At 70.6% G+C, this 17254-nt stretch carries 14 protein-coding genes; 6 read left to right on the top strand and 8 right to left on the bottom strand.

The annotated features are described in order from the left end of the window. The first annotated feature begins 47 nt into the window (after window positions 1–47). From N798_RS04550 to N798_RS04535, 4 genes are all read left to right on the top strand, one after another. On the top strand, window positions 48–1427 hold the full coding sequence (locus N798_RS04550) for an ABC transporter substrate-binding protein (RefSeq protein ID WP_035946618.1): 1380 nt from the start codon (window positions 48–50) through the stop codon (window positions 1425–1427). Between the two features lie 93 nt (window positions 1428–1520). Then, on the top strand, window positions 1521–2537 hold the full coding sequence (locus tag N798_RS04545) for a carbohydrate ABC transporter permease (protein WP_052116916.1): 1017 nt from the start codon (window positions 1521–1523) through the stop codon (window positions 2535–2537). 3 nt (window positions 2538–2540) lie between these two features. After that, entirely contained in the window at window positions 2541–3491 is a 951-nt protein-coding gene (locus tag N798_RS04540) for a carbohydrate ABC transporter permease (RefSeq protein ID WP_035946616.1), read from the top strand. 30 nt (window positions 3492–3521) lie between these two features. Further along, a complete protein-coding gene (locus N798_RS04535) occupies window positions 3522–4541 on the top strand; it encodes a LacI family DNA-binding transcriptional regulator (RefSeq protein ID WP_035946614.1) in 1020 nt (339 codons plus the stop codon). Window positions 4542–4601: 60 nt separating this feature from the next. On the opposite strand, the gene N798_RS04530 is transcribed toward N798_RS04535, so the two are convergent. Together N798_RS04530 and N798_RS04525 are read right to left on the bottom strand one after the other, a co-directional pair. Next, the gene (locus N798_RS04530; protein ID WP_052116915.1) at window positions 4602–6101 is read right to left on the bottom strand and encodes an APC family permease; all 1500 of its coding nucleotides are present in this window, start codon (window positions 6099–6101) and stop codon (window positions 4602–4604) included. A gap of 164 nt (window positions 6102–6265) precedes the next feature. Beyond that, window positions 6266–8413, bottom strand: a complete 2148-nt coding sequence (locus tag N798_RS04525) for a DNA gyrase/topoisomerase IV subunit B (protein WP_035946613.1) — start codon at window positions 8411–8413, stop codon at window positions 6266–6268. A gap of 285 nt (window positions 8414–8698) precedes the next feature. Between N798_RS04525 and N798_RS04520 the strand changes: the two genes are divergently transcribed. Continuing rightward, window positions 8699–8917, top strand: a complete 219-nt coding sequence (locus N798_RS04520; protein ID WP_035914046.1) for a DUF7455 domain-containing protein — start codon at window positions 8699–8701, stop codon at window positions 8915–8917. 10 nt (window positions 8918–8927) lie between these two features. Continuing rightward, the gene (locus tag N798_RS04515; RefSeq protein ID WP_052116914.1) at window positions 8928–9422 is read left to right on the top strand and encodes a DUF456 domain-containing protein; all 495 of its coding nucleotides are present in this window, start codon (window positions 8928–8930) and stop codon (window positions 9420–9422) included. 95 nt (window positions 9423–9517) lie between these two features. Here N798_RS04515 and N798_RS04510 read toward each other — a convergent pair whose 3' ends face one another. The 6 genes from N798_RS04510 to dnaE all read right to left on the bottom strand — a co-directional run. Continuing rightward, the gene (locus N798_RS04510) at window positions 9518–10021 is read right to left on the bottom strand and encodes a DUF3040 domain-containing protein (RefSeq protein WP_371870460.1); all 504 of its coding nucleotides are present in this window, start codon (window positions 10019–10021) and stop codon (window positions 9518–9520) included. A 14-nt stretch (window positions 10022–10035) separates the two neighbouring features. Next, on the bottom strand, window positions 10036–11289 hold the full coding sequence (dinB, locus tag N798_RS04505; protein WP_035946610.1) for a DNA polymerase IV: 1254 nt from the start codon (window positions 11287–11289) through the stop codon (window positions 10036–10038). Between the two features lie 7 nt (window positions 11290–11296). Continuing rightward, window positions 11297–12073 (bottom strand): class I SAM-dependent methyltransferase, encoded by a 777-nt coding sequence (locus N798_RS04500; protein ID WP_035946609.1) that lies wholly within the window; start codon window positions 12071–12073, stop codon window positions 11297–11299. 35 nt (window positions 12074–12108) lie between these two features. Further along, window positions 12109–12609, bottom strand: coding sequence for an iron chaperone (locus N798_RS04495; RefSeq protein ID WP_035946608.1), 501 nt, complete (start codon window positions 12607–12609; stop codon window positions 12109–12111). A 99-nt stretch (window positions 12610–12708) separates the two neighbouring features. Beyond that, a complete protein-coding gene (locus tag N798_RS04490) occupies window positions 12709–13800 on the bottom strand; it encodes a spore photoproduct lyase family protein (protein WP_035946685.1) in 1092 nt (363 codons plus the stop codon). Then, the coding region (dnaE, locus tag N798_RS04485) for a DNA polymerase III subunit alpha (RefSeq protein WP_035946607.1) at window positions 13800–17254 on the bottom strand (3455 nt) is incomplete at its 5' end. The genes dnaE and N798_RS04490, both read right to left, overlap by 1 nt.

Genomic DNA, 17254 nt, shown 5'->3' with positions numbered 1-17254 from the left:
TCGGGAGAAGGCCGCGGCGCGTCCCCTGCAACAGATGGAGGCGGGCAATGGCCCACAACACACAGCGCCGCTCGGCGAAGGTCCTCGCGACCCTCGCGGCGGTCTCCCTCGGACTGGCCGCCTGTGGCGGGTCCGACGACGGCGGCAGCGACGACGCCGGCGGCTCCGACTCGGGCGCCACGAAGATCGACTGCTCGGTCTACGAGAAGTTCGGCGACCTCAAGGGCAAGGAGGTGTCGGTCTACACGACGATCGTCGCCCCGGAGGACGGGCCGCACATCGCGTCCTACAAGCCGTTCGAGGACTGCACCGGCGTCAAGATCAAGTACGAAGGCTCGCGCGAGATGGAGGCCCAGATCTCCGTGCGCGTCAAGGGTGGCAACGCCCCCGACATCGCCTACCTCCCGCAGCCCGGCCTCCTCAAGACGCTCGTGGCGACCGGCAAGGTCATCCCCGCGCCGCCGGAGACCGAGGCCAACGTCGACAAGAACATGCCCGACTGGAAGACCTACGGCACCGTCGACGGCAAGTTCTACGCCGCCCCGCTCGGCGCCAACGTCAAGTCCTACGTGTGGTACTCCCCCACCGCGTTCAAGGACAAGGGCTACGAGGTCCCCAAGACGTGGGACGAGCTCCTCACGCTCACCGACAAGATCGCGACCGACAACCCCGACGCCAAGCCGTGGTGTGCCGGCATCGAGTCCGGTGACGCCACCGGCTGGCCGGCCACCGACTGGGTCGAGGACGTCATGCTCCGCACGGCGGGCCCGGAGACCTATGACAAGTGGGTCAACCACGAGATCCCGTTCAACGACCCGGCCGTCGCCACGGCGCTCGCCGAGGTCGGCAAGATCCTCAAGAACCCGAAGTACGTCAACGGCGGCCAGGGTGACGTCAAGACGATCGCGTCGACCTCCTTCCAGGACGCCGGCCTCCCGATCCTCGACGGCACCTGCTTCATGCACCGCCAGGCCTCGTTCTACTCGGCGAACTTCCCCGAGGGCACCAAGGTCGCCGAGGACGGCGACGTGTGGGCCTTCTACCTGCCGGCCAAGGACGAGTCCTCCAAGCCGGTGCTCGGCGCCGGTGAGGTCACCGCGGCCTTCGCCGACCGTCCCGAGGTCAAGGCGTTCCAGACCTACCTCTCCTCCACGGAGTGGGCGACGGAGCGTGCCAAGACCTGTGGTACCGGTGGCTGCCTCACGGCGAACGTCAACGTCGACCCGGAGCTGCTCAAGAACCCGATCGACAACCTGTCCGCGAAGACCCTCACGGACAAGAGCGCGACCTTCCGGTTCGACGGCTCCGACCTCATGCCCGGCGCCGTCGGCGCAGGCACCTTCTGGAAGGGCATGGTCAACTGGATCACCGGCCAGGACGACAAGGCGACCCTCGACTTCATCGAGAACAGCTGGCCGAAGTCCTGACCTGATCCCCTGATCGGGTCCACGCCGGGGTGGGGTGGGTTCCACCCCACCCCGGCTTCCCTCTTGCTGCTCCCTCACACCGGAGGTGGAGTCATGGTCGCGAGCCTTCTGAGCGCCGCGCCGTCCGCAATTCCCGAGCCGTTGCTGCGCGCCGAGAGCACGGCCGGCAAGTTCGTGCTCATGTTCTTCGCGATCGCGTTCTTCGCCGCGATCTTCGGCCTCGTCCTGTTCCTCGCGTCGCTCTTCAAGGGCCGCTCGGGCGAGAAGGTCCAGGGCGCCCTCTTCGCGGGCCCCGCGATCCTGCTCCTCGCCGTGGGTCTCATGTACCCCGCCATCCTCACGATCCTGCAGTCACTGCGGGGCAAGTCCGGCGAGGGCAGCTTCTCGTTCGACAACTACTCGGCGATGTTCAGCCAGCCCGAGCTCATCACGGTGCTGCGCAACACGGCCCTCTGGGTCATCCTCGTGCCGTTCCTCGCGACCGCGATCGGGCTCCTCTACGCGATCCTCATCGACCGCGCCCGGGGCGAGGCCTTCGCCAAGGCCCTCATCTTCCTGCCGATGGCGATCTCCATGGTCGGCGCGAGCATCATCTGGAAGTTCGTCTACCAGTACAAGCAGACCGAGCGCCCCCAGATCGGCCTGCTCAACCAGATCCTCAAGATGTTCGGGTTCGAGACGCGGCAGTTCCTCCTCGACGCACCCGTCAACACGCTCATGCTCATCCTCGTCATGGTGTGGATCCAGGCGGGCTTCGCGATGACGATCCTCTCCGCCGCGATCAAGGCCATCCCCGACGACATCATCGAGGCCGCGCACCTCGACGGCGTCTACGGCTTCCGGATGTTCCGCTACATCACCCTGCCGAGCATCCGCGCCGCCCTCGTCGTCGTCCTCACGACGATCGGTATCGGCACGCTCAAGGTCTTCGACATCGTCCGGACCATGACGGCCGGTCAGTTCGACACGTCGGTGGTCGCCAACGAGTTCTACAACCAGAGCTTCCGCTACGACGCCCCCGGGCTCGGTGCTGCCATGGCCGTGCTGCTCTTCGTCCTCGTCATCCCGATCGTCACCTACAACATCGTCCAGATGCGCAAGGAGGCCTGAGTCGTGAGCACCCTGCAACCGGCGGCCACGCCCGAGTCGGTCTCCGACGAGGTCACCCCCGCCCCGAAGGCCAAGAAGGCCAAGCGGTCCGCCACCGGCGACGCCGCCAGCGCCCTCAACTCGCGGTGGGCCAGCCTCGTCGCGGTCATCATCGCCGTGCTGTGGACGACCCCGACGGTCGGGCTCCTCGTCACGTCGTTCCGCTCGCAGCGCGACATCAACCGGGACGGGTGGTGGAACGCGTTCGCCAACCCCGGCGCCTTCACCCTCGAGAACTACCGCCAGGCCCTCGAGCCCGGCAGCTCCGCGAGCTTCACGCAGTACTTCGTCAACACGATCGTCATCACGATCCCGGCGGTCATGCTGCCGATCTTCCTCGCGTCGCTCGCGGCCTACGCGTTCGCCTGGGTGCCCTTCCCGGGTCGCAACGCGCTCTTCGTCGCCGTCTTCGCGCTCCAGATCGTGCCGCTGCAGATCGCGCTCATCCCGCTGCTCGACATCTACACCAACAAGCTCGGGCTCGGGAACTCGTACTGGTCGGTGTGGATATCCCACACGATCTTCGCCCTGCCACTGGCGACGTTCCTCATCCACAACTTCATGCGCGAGCTCCCGGGTGAGCTCATGGAGGCCGCCCGGGTGGACGGCGCCGGGCACGTGACGATCTTCTTCAAGATCCTCCTGCCCCTGCTCACGCCGGCGATCGCGGCGTTCGGGATCTTCCAGTTCCTTTGGGTCTGGAACGACCTGCTCGTCTCGCTCATCTTCATCGGCGGCACGCCCGAGGTCGCGCCGATCACCGTCCGGGTGGCCGAGCTGGCGGGCACGCGTGGCAGTGCGTGGTACCTGCTCTCGGCGGGTGCCTTCATCTCGATGATCGTGCCGGTCGTCGTGTTCCTCGCGTTGCAGCGCTTCTTCGTCCGCGGGCTGCTCGCTGGTGGTCTGAAGGGCTGACCGATGCCTGCTCCCGACCGCCGTCGGCGGATGAGCACCATCACGGATGTCGCGCGGGAGGCCGGGGTCTCCGTGGCCACGGTCTCCCGCGCGCTCCGCGGTCTCGACCGAGTCAGCCCGCGCACCCGGGAACGCGTCTTCAAGGTCGCGACCGAGCTCGACTACGTCGCGAGCCCGACGGCCACCTCCCTCGCCTCGGGTCGCACGCAGGTCGTCGGCGTCGTCGCGCCGTTCCTCACCCGGTGGTTCTTCGCCACCCTCGTGAGCGCGATCGAGAAGACCCTCCGGCGCCACGGCCACCACGTGCTCCTCTTCGACCTCGAGGACGAGTCCTACGACCGGCGCCTCCCGCTCTCGCAGAACATGCTGTGGAAGCGCGTCGACGGCGTCATCACGCTCAACCTCCCCATGACCGACGAGGAGCTCGAGCTCGTCGACCGCCTGGGCCTGCCGCTCGTGGCCATCGGCACCCCCGTCGCCGACCGGCCCAACGTCCGCATCGACGACGCACAGGCCATGCGGCTCGCGACCGAGCACCTCGTCTCCCTCGGGCACGAGCGCATCGCCTACGTGGGCGCCGTGCCGTCCAACGTCGCGCACATCCAGACCCCGCAGGCGCGTCTCGACGCGTTCCGCGACGTCATGCGGGTGCACGGCCTCGCCGAGCACAAGCAGTGGATCCTCGGCTCCGACTGGACCGCCGACAGCGCCGCCCACGACACCCGCACGCTGCTCTCCTCGCCCGAACGCCCCACGGCCGTCGCGGCCGCCTCCGACGAGATGGCGATCGGCGTCATGGCCGCCGCCCGCGCCGAGGGGCTGCGCATCCCGGAGGACCTGTCCGTGATCGGCATCGACGACCACGCGCTGAGCGCGGTGCTCGGGCTGACGACGGTGCGCCAGGACGTCGCCGCCCAGGGCCGCCAGGCCGCCGAGATCCTCCTCCACGCCCTCGGCGTCGACACCCCGGACGGCACCGAGACCGAGGTCGTCGTCGACACCGAGCTCGTCGTCCGGCAGAGCACCGCTCCCCCGCCCGCCGCGGGCTGAGCCCAGAACGCCGTCGTGCCCGCCGTGCAGGGCACGACGGGCACGACGACACGGGTTCGCTCAGGTGTGGTGCAGGTGGTCGGGGTCGTCGAGCTCCTCCGGGTCGCGCATGTAGGTCTTCTTGGCGAAGAAGAACCGGTTGACGACCCACGTCAGAGCCCAGAGCACGACACCGACGGCGAGCAGCCCGCCGGCGATCTTGTACTGCTCCTGCTGCTCCTCGCTGCGAGCCCACGGCCCGGCGAGGAAGGCGCACAGCGCCGCACCGAGGTAGGGCAGGACGCTCGGCGCCCGGAAGTGCGAGTGCGAGACGGAGTCACGTCGCAGGACGAGCACGGCGATATTGACGACCGTGAAGACGCAGAGCAGGAGCAGCGCAGTCGTGCCACCGAGCAGCGCCACCGTGCTCGCGCCCTCCTCGCTCGCGTTGGCCCGGACGACGTAGATGATGAGGCCGAAGGCGATCGCCGTCGTGAAGAGGATGGCGGCCCACGGCGTGCGACGTCCCGGGTGCACCTTGCCGAGGAACGGTGGCAGGACCTCCTGCTTGGCCATGCCGTAGAGCAGCCGGCTCGCCATGAGCATGTTGATGAGCGCGGAGTTGGCCACGGCGAACATGCCGATGAACGGGAAGACCTTGTCGAACGGGAAGTCCGGCGCGCCCGCCGCGACGACCTGCGTGAGGGCGGACCCCTCGTCGGGGTTCGAGAGCGTGCCGACGGGCACGAGGGCCACCGCGGTGATCGACACGAGGACGTAGATGAGGCCGGTGATCCCGAGGCCGGTGAGCATGATCCGCGGGAAGGTCTTCTCGGGGTCCTTGGTCTCCTCGGCCATGTTGACCGAGTCCTCGAAGCCGACCATCGCGAAGAACGCGAGCGAGGTCGCCGCCGTCACCGCGAAGAAGGCGCTCTTGTCGCTCGGAGACTCGAAGACCACGGTCCGGGAGAAGTCCGCCTTGCCCTCGGTCACGGCATACAGGCCGATGAAGATGACGAGGAGCAGACCGGAGAGCTCCACGAGGGTGAGCACGACGTTGGCCTTGACGCTCTCGCCGACGCCGCGGAAGTTGATCGCGGCTACGAGGGCCATGAAGCCGAGCGCGATGAGCAGCAGCGGCGTCGAGCCGGCCGGCCACTGCTCCTTGAGGCCGAAGCCGTCGCGCAGGAAGCCCGCGAAGGCGTTGGAGGCGGTCGACGCGGACGTGATGCCCGAGCACATGACCGCGAAGCAGACGATGAACGTGAAGAAGTGGATCCCGAACGCCTTGTGCGTGTAGAGCGCGGCGCCGGCCGCCTGCGGGTACTTCGTCACGAGCTCGAGGTAGGAGAACGCGGTGATCGTCGCGACGGCGAACGCCGCGAGGAACGGCGCCCAGGCCGCGCCGCCGACCTCACCGGCGACCGAGCCGGTGAGCGCGTAGACGCCGGTGCCGAGGATGTCACCGACGATGAAGAGGAGCAGGAGCTTCGGCCCCATGACCCGCTTGAGCTCGGGTTGGTCCCCCGCCGGTGCCTCCACGACTCCGGTCCTGCCGCGATCGTCGGTGGTCCCGCTCATCGTTGCCCTCCTCTATCAGGGCCCCGGGGATGCCGACGCCTGTTCCGGCCCACTGTGTCCCACATCACGGCTCAGGGCAACGACAGACGCGCCCGTATGCCGGGTGCTCCCGTCAGCGCCGTCGGTCGCCTCGGTGGGGCGGCTCCGCGCGTCCCGGCTGGTGCTCAGGCGTCGATGCGCTCGCGGTCGAGCTTGGCCGAACCCTGCACGATGAAGTCTCGCCGCGGGGCGACGTCGGTGCCCATGAGGAGCTCGAAGATGCGCTCGGCGTTCTCGGCGTCGGCCATGGTGACCTTGCGCAGGGTGCGGTGTCGCGGGTCCATCGTCGTCTCGGCGAGCTGGTCGGCGTCCATCTCACCGAGGCCCTTGTAGCGCTGCATCGGCTGCTTGATGGTGCGGCCGCGCTTGGTGAGGGAGGCGACCGTCCGGCGCATCTCGCCCTCGGAGTAGGTGTAGATGAGCTCGCCCTTGCGGGCACCCGCGCCGGCGACCTCGATGCGGTGCAGCGGTGGGACGGCGGCATAGACCTTGCCGGCCTCGACGAGCGGGCGCATGTAGCGGAAGAAGAGCGTGAGCAGCAGCGTGCGGATGTGGGCGCCGTCCACGTCGGCGTCGGTCATGATGATGACCTTGCCGTAGCGGGCGGCGTCGACGTCGAACGTGCGGCCGGAACCGGCGCCGATGACCTGGATGATCGCCGCGCACTCGGCGTTGCCGAGCATGTCGGTGAGCGAGGCCTTCTGGACGTTGAGGATCTTGCCTCGGATCGGCAGGAGCGCCTGGACGTCGGAGTCACGGGCGAGCTTGGCGGTGCCGAGGGCGCTGTCACCCTCGACGATGAAGAGCTCGGTCCGCTCGACGTCGTTGCTCCGGCAGTCGGCGAGCTTGGCCGGCAGCGACGAGGTCTCGAGCGCGTTCTTCTTGCGCTGGGTCTCCTTGTGCAGCCGCGCGCTGATCCGCGACTTCATCTCGGCGGTGACCTTCTCGAGCAGCGTCGCGGCCTGCTGCTTCTCGCCGCGCTTGGTCGAGGTGAGGACGGAGGTGAGCTCCTTCTCGACGACCTTGGCGACGATGGCACGGACGGCGTTGGTGCCGAGCACCTCCTTGGTCTGGCCCTCGAACTGCGGCTCGGCCAGCCGCACCGTGACGACGGCGGTGAGCCCGGCGAGGATGTCGTCCTTGTCGACCTTGTCGCTGCCGACCTTGAGCCGGCGGGCGTTGACCTCGAGCTGCTTGCGGAAGACCTTGAGCAGCGCCTGCTCAAAGCCGGCCAGGTGCGTGCCGCCCTTGGGGGTCGCGATGATGTTGACGAAGGAGCTGACCTTCGCGTCGTAGCCGGTCCCCCAGCGGACCGCGATGTCGACCTCGCACTCGCGGTCGACGTCCTGCGGCGTCATGTGGCCCTTGGAGTCGAGGACCGGCACGGTCTCGGTGAAGCTGCCGGTGCCCTGGAGCCGCCACACGTCGGTGACCGACGGGTCGGGCGCGAGGAACTCGGCGAACTCGCTGATGCCGCCGTCGTGGACGAAGACCTCCTCGTGCGGGCCGTGCTCCCCCGCCGTGCCGGGCAGGCCGCGCTCGTCGCGGATGACGAGGGTGAGCCCGGGGACGAGGAACGAGGTCTGACGGGCGCGTGCGACGAGACTGTCGTAGTCGAACTCCGCGTTCTTGAGGAAGATCTGCGGGTCGGCCCAGTAGCGGATCCGCGTGCCGGTCGCGCCGCGCTTGGCCTTGCCGACGACGGCGAGCTCGCTGCTCCGCTCGTAGGGCGTGAACTCGTGGTCGGGGCTCTTGTCGTGGGTCGCCACGTCCGGGAAGTAGCCGGGCTCGCCGCGCCGGAAGCTCATCGCGTAGGTCTTGCCGCCGCGGTCGACCTCGACGTCGAGCCGGGCGGAGAGGGCGTTGACGACGGAGGCGCCGACGCCGTGCAGGCCACCCGAGGCGGTGTAGGAGCCGCCGCCGAACTTGCCGCCGGCGTGGAGCTTGGTGAAGACGACCTCGACGCCGGTGAGACCCGTGCGCGGCTCGATGTCGACCGGGATGCCGCGCGCCTGGTCGCGGACCTCGACGGACCCGTCCTTGTGGAGGATGACCTCGATCCGGTCGCCGTGGCCGCCGAGGGCCTCGTCGACGGCGTTGTCGATGATCTCCCAGAGGCAGTGCATGAGCCCGCGGCTGTCGGTCGACCCGATGTACATGCCCGGCCGCTTGCGGACCGCCTCGAGCCCCTCCAGGACCTGCAGGTGGTGCGCGCTGTAGTCGGACGACGACTTGGTCGTCGCGGCCTTCTTGGCGGTGGAGGCGGGGCTCATGCGTTCCTATCGGGTCGTGCGTGGCGGTTGCCGGGAGTGCCCGGGGCGTCGACGGCGACCGTATGCCGTCCGCCCGCCGGGCGTCGCCTCAGGCTAGCCCCGTGGTCCGACGGCCCCGGCGAGGCGCGCTGTCGGACCCAGCGGCGAAGATTCCGTTGTGGCATCGGAACGGTCACATCACGGGCGCCTCCCACGCGGGAAGAGTCCGGCGTGTTTGACTGTTGCAACGCTTGACGCCCACGCAACCGCGTGGGCCCACTGACGAGATCAGCCGAGGAGGCCGATGTGACGACCGCACTGGCACCCACCCTGACCGCCGCGGACCGCTGCGACCGCTGTGGTGCCCAGGCCTATGTTCGCGCCACGCTCCACGTCGGCGGTGAGCTGCTCTTCTGCGCCCACCACGGGCGCGAGCACCTGCCCAAGCTCCGCGACCACGCGGAGATCGTCGACGAGAGCGACCGACTCACGGAGCCGCCCACCGTCGCGGACATCGACGTCTGACCTCGACCGCGTGAACCTCCTGCCGGAGGGCACCGACGTCTGGGTGCCGGCGATCCTCATTCTCGTGGGGATCGTCGGCATCGTCGTTCCGGTCATCCCCGGCCTGCTCGTCGCCGTGCTCGGGGTACTCCTCTGGGCCTACGAGACCGGCGGCGCCACCGCCTGGACCTTCTTCTTCGTCTGCCTGGCCATCTACCTGGCCGGCGTCGCCGTGCAGTTCCTCATCCCGGGACGGCGGCTCCGTCGACAGGGAGTCAAGACCTCGACGCTGCTGCTCGCGGTGCTCCTGGGCATCGTCGGCATGTTCGTCATCCCGGTCGTCGGCTTCTTCGTCGGGTTCGTCCTCGGCATCTACCTCGTCGAGCACGGGCGCAGCCGCGACCGCGCCCAGGCGTGGAGCCGCACCAAGCACGCGCTCAAGGCCATCGCGCTGAGCATGGGCATCGAGCTGTGCGCCGGGCTCGCGATCGCGACGACCTGGGTCATCGGCGTCCTCGCCACCTGACCAGGGTTCGACTTATTGCCCGAATGGGACACGGCCCGCCAGCCGAAGGCTGCCGTCAACGTGTCCCATTCGGGCAATAAGTCGTGGCGTGCGGGTCAGCTCCAGCCGTCGCGTCCGCGGCGGTCCCAGCGGTCGTCGAGCTTGTCCATGAACCCCGAGCCGCTCTTCTGCTTGCGCCCCGAGCTGGCAGGTCCGGTGGTGCCGTCGTCGCGCACGACCGCGAGCTTGCCGCCGCCACCCCGGCGCGGCGGATGGAGTGCGAACGCGACGGCGGCGACCATGACCGCGAAGCCGGCCGCGCCGACCCACATCGTCGTGTTGATGCCCACGAGGACGAGCCCGAGCCCCGCGAGCACACCGACGACCGCGACGACCCATCGCAATCGGGTCGGTCCACCCCGTCGGGACCCTTCCATGCTCGAGGCAAACTTCGGGTCCTCGGCAGCGAGGGCCTGCTCCAACTGCTCGAGCATCCTCTGCTCGTGCTCCGAAAGCGGCACGGCGTCCTCCAGGGTGTGCGGCGCGTGATCTGCGGCCTCAGTGACGATCTTCCACCAAGGACAACGATCGGCGCTGCGGTTTCGTTGCTTCACCAGCATCCGTGCTGGTCATCTCAGGATAGGTCGCGATCGCCGCGCGTGGAAGATCGGCCTCGACCGATCAGGCTGGCCGGTCGCACCGATCCCGCCCCGAAGCGCGCGCTGGCCCGGTCGACGGCCCGGTCGGCGTCACGCCAGCCATGGTCGGCCTCGCCGAGCATCCCCTGGATCGGCGCAGCCTCGACCCCGACGAGCTTCTCGAGCCGGACCCCGACGAGCCGGATCCGCGCTCGCTGGAGCCCGAGGGCGTCGAAGAGCGAGGTCGCCGTCTCGTAGATCTCGCGGCTCGTGTCTGTCGGCTCGCGCAGCGTGCGCGCCCGGGTGATCGTCGTGAAGTCCGAGAACCGCACCTTGATCGACACCGTCCGCCCCGTCATCCGGGCCGCCCGCAGCCGCGCGGCCACCTTGTCGCTCAGCTTGAGCAGGTGCCGGTGGATCTCGCGGGGGTCGTCGATGTCGTACTCGAACGTCTCGTCGGCCCCGATGCTCTTCTCGCGGCTCTCGCGCTGCACCGAGCGGGGGTCGCGGCCCCACGCGAGCTCGTGGAGGTGGTGGCCGGTGGCGTCGCCGAGCCCGCGCACGAGCGTGGGCAGCGGGGTGTGCGCGATGTCGGCGACCGTGCGCAGACCCAGCCGGAGCAGCTGCTCCTCGGTCTTCTCACCCACCCCCCAGAGTGCGCCGACAGGGAGCTGCTGCACGAACGGGATGACCTCGTCGCGGGGCACGACGACCATGCCGTCGGGCTTGGCCAGGCCCGAGGCGATCTTGGCCACGAACTTCGTCGACGCGACACCGACCGAGCACGTGATGCCCTGCTCGTCGTGGACGGTGTCGCGGATCCGCGCCCCGATGGTCGCCGGCGACCCGAGCCGGCGGACGGCACCCGACACGTCGAGGAACGCCTCGTCGAGCGACAGCGGCTCGATCTCGGGGGTCACGGCACGGAAGGTCTCCATGACGGCGGCCGAGATCGCGGCATACAGGCGGTGGTCGGGCGCGAGGACGGTCGCCTGCGGGCAGAGGCGGCGGGCGCGGGTCATCGGCATCGCCGAGGCGACCCCGAAGCGGCGCGCCTCGTAGGTCGCCGACAGCACGACCCCACGGTTGCCACCGCCGATGATGACCGGCGTCCCGACGAGCTCGGGGTGCGAGAGCAGGGTCGCCGAGGCATAGAACGCGTCCATGTCGACGTGGAGGACCGTGCACCCCGTGTCGTCCGGCGGCTCGCTCGACGAGCGCTCGGGAAGGCTGAACTGCCGACGGCTCACGGCCGCCTCAGGTGCGCGCGGCGATGACGTGCAGGGAGGTGCCGAGGTCGGCCAGGACGGCGAACTCGGGGTGCGCCACGACGGCCCGCTCGAGGTCGAGCAGCGCCGCGCGGTCGGCGTCGGAGTCGACGAGCGCGGACGGCACGAGGTCGCTGAAGATCCGTATGCCGTGTGCCACCGTCGGCGTGAGGCCGGCGGTCTCGAGAAGGTCGAGGACGGTGCTGCGGTCGAAGCGCCGCGGCACCGGGTCGGCGTCGCCCCATCGCCCGTCGGGGCGGTCGAGGGCGGCGCGGGCCTGCGCGAACTGGCCGGCGATGGCGCGGGCGAGGACGGCGGCGGAGCGCTGCGGCACGACGAGGCTGAGGATGCCGCCGGGCGCGAGCACCGCCGCGACGAGGCGGAGGGTCGCCCCCGGGTCGTCGACGTACTCGAGCGTGGCGTGGCAGAGGACGAGGTCGGGACGGTCGCGTCCGACGAGCGACTCGAGGGTCTCGGCGTCACCCTGGACGGCGCTGACCCGCGAGGACGCCTGGGCCTCGGCGGCCCGGCGCCGCAGCGAGGCGAGGGCGTCGGGACTGGGGTCGACGACGGTGACGTCGTGGCCGGCGACGGCGAGCGGGACCGCGAGGCCGCCGGTGCCGCCCCCGAGGTCGACGACCCGCAGCGGGCGGCCGAGCTCGGCGCTCCGCTCGCGCACGACCCCGTCGACGGCGGCCCACATGGCGGCGGTCCGTGGCGAGGTCGAGACGCCGGTGCGGCGTGCGGTCGTCGCGTCCTCGGTCATCCTGCAAGCGTAGTTGCCGTGACCGACACCTCCGCTCAGCCCACGGCCTTCCTCACGAGTGTCGCGATGAGCTTCTCGTCGGCCTTGCTCAAGGTGGTGATGGCGTAGGCAGTCGGCCACATCGTGCCGTCGTCGAGGCTCGCCTGCTCGTTGAAGCCGAGCTCGGCGTAGCGGGATCCGAACTTCGAGGCCGCCTTGAAGAAGCAGACGGCCTTGCCGTCGGCGTCGGCGTAGGCCGGCATGCCGTACCAGGTCTTGGGCAGGAGCTCGGGTGCGTGCTCGGTGACGATGGCGTGGATCGCCTCGGCGAGGACCTTGTCGGCCTCGGGCATCTCGTCGATCTTGGCGCGCAGGTCGGCCTCGCCCTTGGCCCGGTCCTTGGCGCCCTTCGCCTCGGCCCGGAGCTCCTTGGCGCGCTCCTTCATCGCGGCCCGCTCGTCGGCGCTGAAGCCCTCGGAGGTGGTCTTCGTGCCCGCCGAAGCAGGGGCCTTGGTGGCCTTGGTGGTCGCGGTCTTCGTGCTGCTCTTCGTCGTCATGCACCCACCGTAGGTTCGGGCGACCGGCCCGCGCTTCTCGATTCCTGACCACTCCCGCCAGGGCCCGCCGGGTCGTGGAAAGGCGTCTCAGAAGGCGTCTCAGAAGGCGTAGCGGATGCGGCACCCGGGAAGCCTCTCGGCGACGAGCTCCTCGAGCTGGGCCACCCACCGGCCCTTCCACCGGCTCCGGTAGCGGACGTTGTCCTGCCCGCTCTGGCTGCGCTTCGGCTCCTGCAGGTCGGGCCGCCAGAGCAGCTCCTCCCCGCGCGGGTGCCAGCCGAGGTTCACCTCGTGCAGGGCCTCGTTGTGGGTGAGGAAGATGATCTCGGCCGCGAGCTGTGCGCGTGTCCGGGAACTCGTCCCGTCGGCCAGCTGGTCGAGCAGGTGCGCCCACTCCTCGAGCCAGCCCTCGTGCACGATCACCGGGCTGAGGTTGAGGTGCACCTCGTAGCCGGCCTCGACGAAGTCGTCGATCGCGGTGATCCGCTCGGCGACCTTCGAGGTGCGGACGTCGACGACGCGGGACATCGCCTCGGGCATGAGGCTGAAGCGCACACGCGTCCCGCCCCGCGGGTCGAGGTCGAGGAGCTGCCGGTTGACGAGCTTGGTGGCGAAGCTCGCCTTCGCGTTCGGCAGCCGTGCGAAGAGGCCGACGAGGTCGGAGACGTTGTCGGAGAGCAGCGCGTCGGCGGAGCAGTCGCTGTTCTCGCCGATGTCATAGACCCAGTGCGTCGGGTCGCACTGGTTGGGCACCGTCTTGGGACCCTGACGGCCCGCGTGGCGCTCGAGGTAGCCGGTGATGCGGTCGATGTTGGCGAACACCGTCACCGGGTTGGCGAAGCCCTTGCGCCGGGGCACGTAGCAGTAGGAGCAGGACATGGCGCAGCCGTTCGCGGTCGACGGGGCGATCCAGTCGCTCGACCGCCCGTTGGGCCGGGCGGCGAGGGACTTCTTCTCACCGAGGACGAGCACCTCGCGCTTGGTCCGGACCCAGTCCACGACGTTGCCCTCGTTGCCGTAGAGGCCCGGGATCGCGGTGTGGGACGGCACGACGACCCGCTCGGCGTCGGGGTGACGGTCGAGGACCTCGCGGGCTCGGTCGAAACTCTCGATGCCGGGCTCGTGATAGATCGTGCGGATGTCGAAGAGCCGCTCGGCGAGTGGGACAGGGGCGGCACGGCGGGGTGTCATCAGTGGCCCGAGCTGCCGGGGCTGGAGTGCCACAGCTTGCGCGTCGGCGTGCCGTGCTCGGGCACGACGACCGACGCGACCCGGTGGCCGTCGCGCGCCGGCGATCCGGCGGGCTTGATGTCGGCGTAGGGCGACTGGCGGAACCCCGACGCATGCACGAGCACCCGGCGCCGGCCCCCGGTGTCGGCCTCGCGCTCCCCCGCCTCGGCCCTGGCGACGGCTTCGGCGTCGGCGGCCTCGAGTGCACGCACGACGGCGTCGTGCCCACCGTCGCGCCACGCGTCCCAGAGCCCGGCGAGCTCCCACGCGCCCGTCGCCCGCACCGAGATCCCGCGCGGCCCGGTGCGCCGGACGACACCACGGACGAGGAGGAGCCACGAGTGGAAGACCGTGGCGGCATACGGGCCCTGGACGTCCTCGAAGAACGTCGCGTCGACCGGACCGGTCGCGTCGTCGAGGGTGAGGAAGACGACGCGGCGACCCGAGCGGATCGGCGGGGTCTGGGTCGCGACCTTGACCCCGGCGACCCACACCTCGCTCCGGCTGCGTGACCTGAGCAGGTCGCGGCTGCGGACGACCCCGAGCGCGTCGAGCATCGGTCCGTAGAACTCGACGACGTGGGCCGACGCGTCGAGCCCGAGGACGTCGAGCTCGGCCCGGATCCGCTCGGTGCCGGTCATCTCGGGCAGCCCGGTCCCGGGCGTGAGCTCGGGCCGGTCGCCGAGGTCGAGGGTGAGCTGGACCGACTGGTCCGCGGCCGCGACGACCGGCCTTGCCGCCTGCGACTGGGCAGCTGCGCGTTCGCGCACCTCGGTGCCCCCGATGGCCGGCGGAGGCGTATGCCGTCCGCCCCCGACCGCGCGGCCCGACCGGCTGCCCCGTCCCTGCCGGGTCGCCCGCTCCCACCGGTCGAGCTCGCCGACGTGGAGCAGGAGGTCGCGGCGGGTGATCCGGCCGCGCCGGCCCAGGCCCGAGCCGGTGGCGCCGATGCCGTGCATGGCGTCGAACGCCCCGGCGAGGACGAGCCGCTCGACGACGGGACGGCTCACCGTGGCGCGGGACCAGAAGTCGCCGAGGTCCGAGTAGGGCTGTCCCGCAACGATGCTCGCGACCTCGGCGTCACTGATGCCCTTGACGTCGGTGAGCGAGAGCCGGATGCCGTAGTCGCTCGCGTCGGGCAGGTCCGGGTGCACCGGCGTGAACGACCGGTCACCGCCACCCTCGAGGCGCTCGATCCGGTAGGTGTCGCCGGAGCCGTTGACGTCGAGCCCGAGGACCGCGATGCCGAGCGAGCGGGCGTCGTCGAGGATGAGCCGCTTGGGATACATCCCCGGGTCGTGGGTGAGCACGCCGGCGAGGAACGCCGCCGGGTGGTGGGTCTTGAGCCACGCCGAGTGGTAGGTCGGCAGTGCGAAGGCGGCGGCGTGCGCCTTGCAGAAGCCGAACGAGGCGAACGACTTGAGCACCGCCCAGATGTGGTCGACGTCCTCGGGGGCGTAGCCGCGCGCCCTCGCGGCCGGTCGCCACCACGCCTCGATCTCCTCCTGCCCCTTGGGGGTGCCCATCGTCCGACGCACCTCGTCGGCCTGGGCGAGGGTGACGCCGGTCGTCTCGGCGACGATGCGCAGCACCTGCTCGTGGAAGACGACGACGCCCTCGGTCTCGGCGAGGGCCGGCTCGAGGGTCGGGTGGAGGATCCGCCGCTTGCTCCAGCCGTGTCGGCTCTCGAGGAACGGCGTGATCATGTCGGACTTCACCGGGCCGGGGCGGAAGAGCGAGATGTCGATGATGAGGTCGCCGAAGCGCTCGGGCCCGAACTTGCCGATGAGCTCGCGCTGCCCCGGGCTCTCGATCTGGAAGCAGCCGAGGGTGTGGGCGGTGCGGATGAGCCGGTAGGTCGCCTCGTCGTCGAGCGGCACCTGGGCCTCGTCGTCGAGGTCGACCTCTACCCCGTCGACCCGGCGCACCTCGGCGACGGCGTGCGCCATCGCCGACTGCATCCGGATGCCGAGGACGTCGAGCTTGAGCAGCCCGAGCGTCTCGACGTCGTCCTTGTCGAACTGGCTCATCGGGAATCCCAGCCAGCTCGCCTCGACCGGGGTGCGGTCGAGCAGGCCGGTGTTGGACAGGACGACACCGCACGGGTGCAGCGCGATGTGGCGCGGCAGCCCGTCGAGCCGCTCGACGAGCTCGAAGAAGGTGTCGAGCCGGGGCGCGTCGAGCCCGCGGGAGCGCAGCTCGGGCAGGTCGGCGATCGCGCTGCGGGCATCCTTGGCGCGGATGTGGGGGAACGCCTTCGCGATCTCGTCGACCTCGATGGGCGGCATGCCGAGCGCGGCGCCGACGTCGCGGATGGCGTGACGCACCTTGTAGGTGTCCATCATCGACACGCACGTCACCCGGTCGCCGCCGAAGCGGTCGAGCACCGCCTCGTAGATCTCGGTCCGGCGGGCCGACTCCACGTCGACGTCGATGTCGGGCAGCTCGGCCCGCAGCGGCGAGCAGAACCGCTCCATGAGCAGGTCGTGCCGGATCGGGTCGACGCCACTGATGCCGAGGAGGTAGTTGACGAGCGACCCGGCGCCCGATCCTCGCGCCGCGACCCGCACCCCGCGCTCCCTGATGAGGTCGGTGACCTCGGCGACGGTGAGGAAGTAGGTCGGGTAGCCGAGCTCGGCGATGACGCGCAGCTCGTCGTCGAGACGGGAGAGGACCGTATGCCGTGCCGCCTCACCCTGCGCGGGGAACCGGGTCGCGACCGCGGCGTGGCACCGCTCGGTGAGGACCCGGTGCGGGTCGACCCCGGCGTCGATGCCGAGGATCCCGGGCTCGGGCAGGTGGACCGCGCCGATGCCGAGGTCGGCCCGGCTGTCCAGGACGCACTCGTCGCCGAGTGCGAGGGTGGCACCGACGAGCTGGGCGGCGCGCCCGGCGTCGCCGGCCACCTCGAGGGCGCGGGCCCACATCTCCTCGCTGCTCGCGAGGTGCCCGGCGTCGGTGACCCGGTCGAGGTGGCGCGAGTCGAGGACGACGAGCCGGCGAGCGGCATCGAGGACGTCGACGGTGCGGACGCCGTCACGGTCGGCGTGCCGGACCGCCGCGGTGAGCACGGCCGGGACCCGTGCCTCGTCGGCGAGCCCGAGCATCCGGCGGGCGTGGTTGCGCGACCCGGGCGTGCCCTCGGGCCCGCCGCCCATGACGATCTCGACCGCGAGCGCCTCAGGGGGCAGGAGGCGTCGCCACGCCTCGAGCCGGGCCCGGGCCTCGCTCGTGCGCCGGGCGAGGACGGCCCGCCCGACGTCGGAGTCGGGCCCGAGCAGGACCCGCAGCCGGCTCGGCTCGGGGTGGCGCTCCCACTCGTCGCGACGCTCTCCCCCACGGCACCAGCGGGCGACGAGGTCGGGCAGCGTCACCGGCGTCCCGCGCTCACCGCGCAGGTGGGTGTCGGTGACGA

The sequence above is a fragment of the Knoellia flava TL1 genome, from assembly GCF_000768675.1.
Classification (GTDB): domain Bacteria; phylum Actinomycetota; class Actinomycetes; order Actinomycetales; family Dermatophilaceae; genus Knoellia; species Knoellia flava.
This window is presented reverse-complemented; position numbering and strand designations above follow the sequence as displayed.

Coding starts and splice junctions, on each gene's coding strand:
- N798_RS04510 (WP_371870460.1), bottom strand. CDS start 10,021: ATGCTGGTGAAGCAACGAAACCGCAGCGCCGATCGTTGTCCTTGGTGG.
- N798_RS04530 (WP_052116915.1), bottom strand. CDS start 6,101: ATGAGCGGGACCACCGACGATCGCGGCAGGACCGGAGTCGTGGAGGCA.
- N798_RS04495 (WP_035946608.1), bottom strand. CDS start 12,609: ATGACGACGAAGAGCAGCACGAAGACCGCGACCACCAAGGCCACCAAG.
- N798_RS04490 (WP_035946685.1), bottom strand. CDS start 13,800: ATGACACCCCGCCGTGCCGCCCCTGTCCCACTCGCCGAGCGGCTCTTC.
- N798_RS04525 (WP_035946613.1), bottom strand. CDS start 8,413: ATGAGCCCCGCCTCCACCGCCAAGAAGGCCGCGACGACCAAGTCGTCG.
- N798_RS04545 (WP_052116916.1), top strand. CDS start 1,521: ATGGTCGCGAGCCTTCTGAGCGCCGCGCCGTCCGCAATTCCCGAGCCG.
- N798_RS04500 (WP_035946609.1), bottom strand. CDS start 12,073: ATGACCGAGGACGCGACGACCGCACGCCGCACCGGCGTCTCGACCTCG.
- N798_RS04535 (WP_035946614.1), top strand. CDS start 3,522: ATGAGCACCATCACGGATGTCGCGCGGGAGGCCGGGGTCTCCGTGGCC.
- N798_RS04550 (WP_035946618.1), top strand. CDS start 48: ATGGCCCACAACACACAGCGCCGCTCGGCGAAGGTCCTCGCGACCCTC.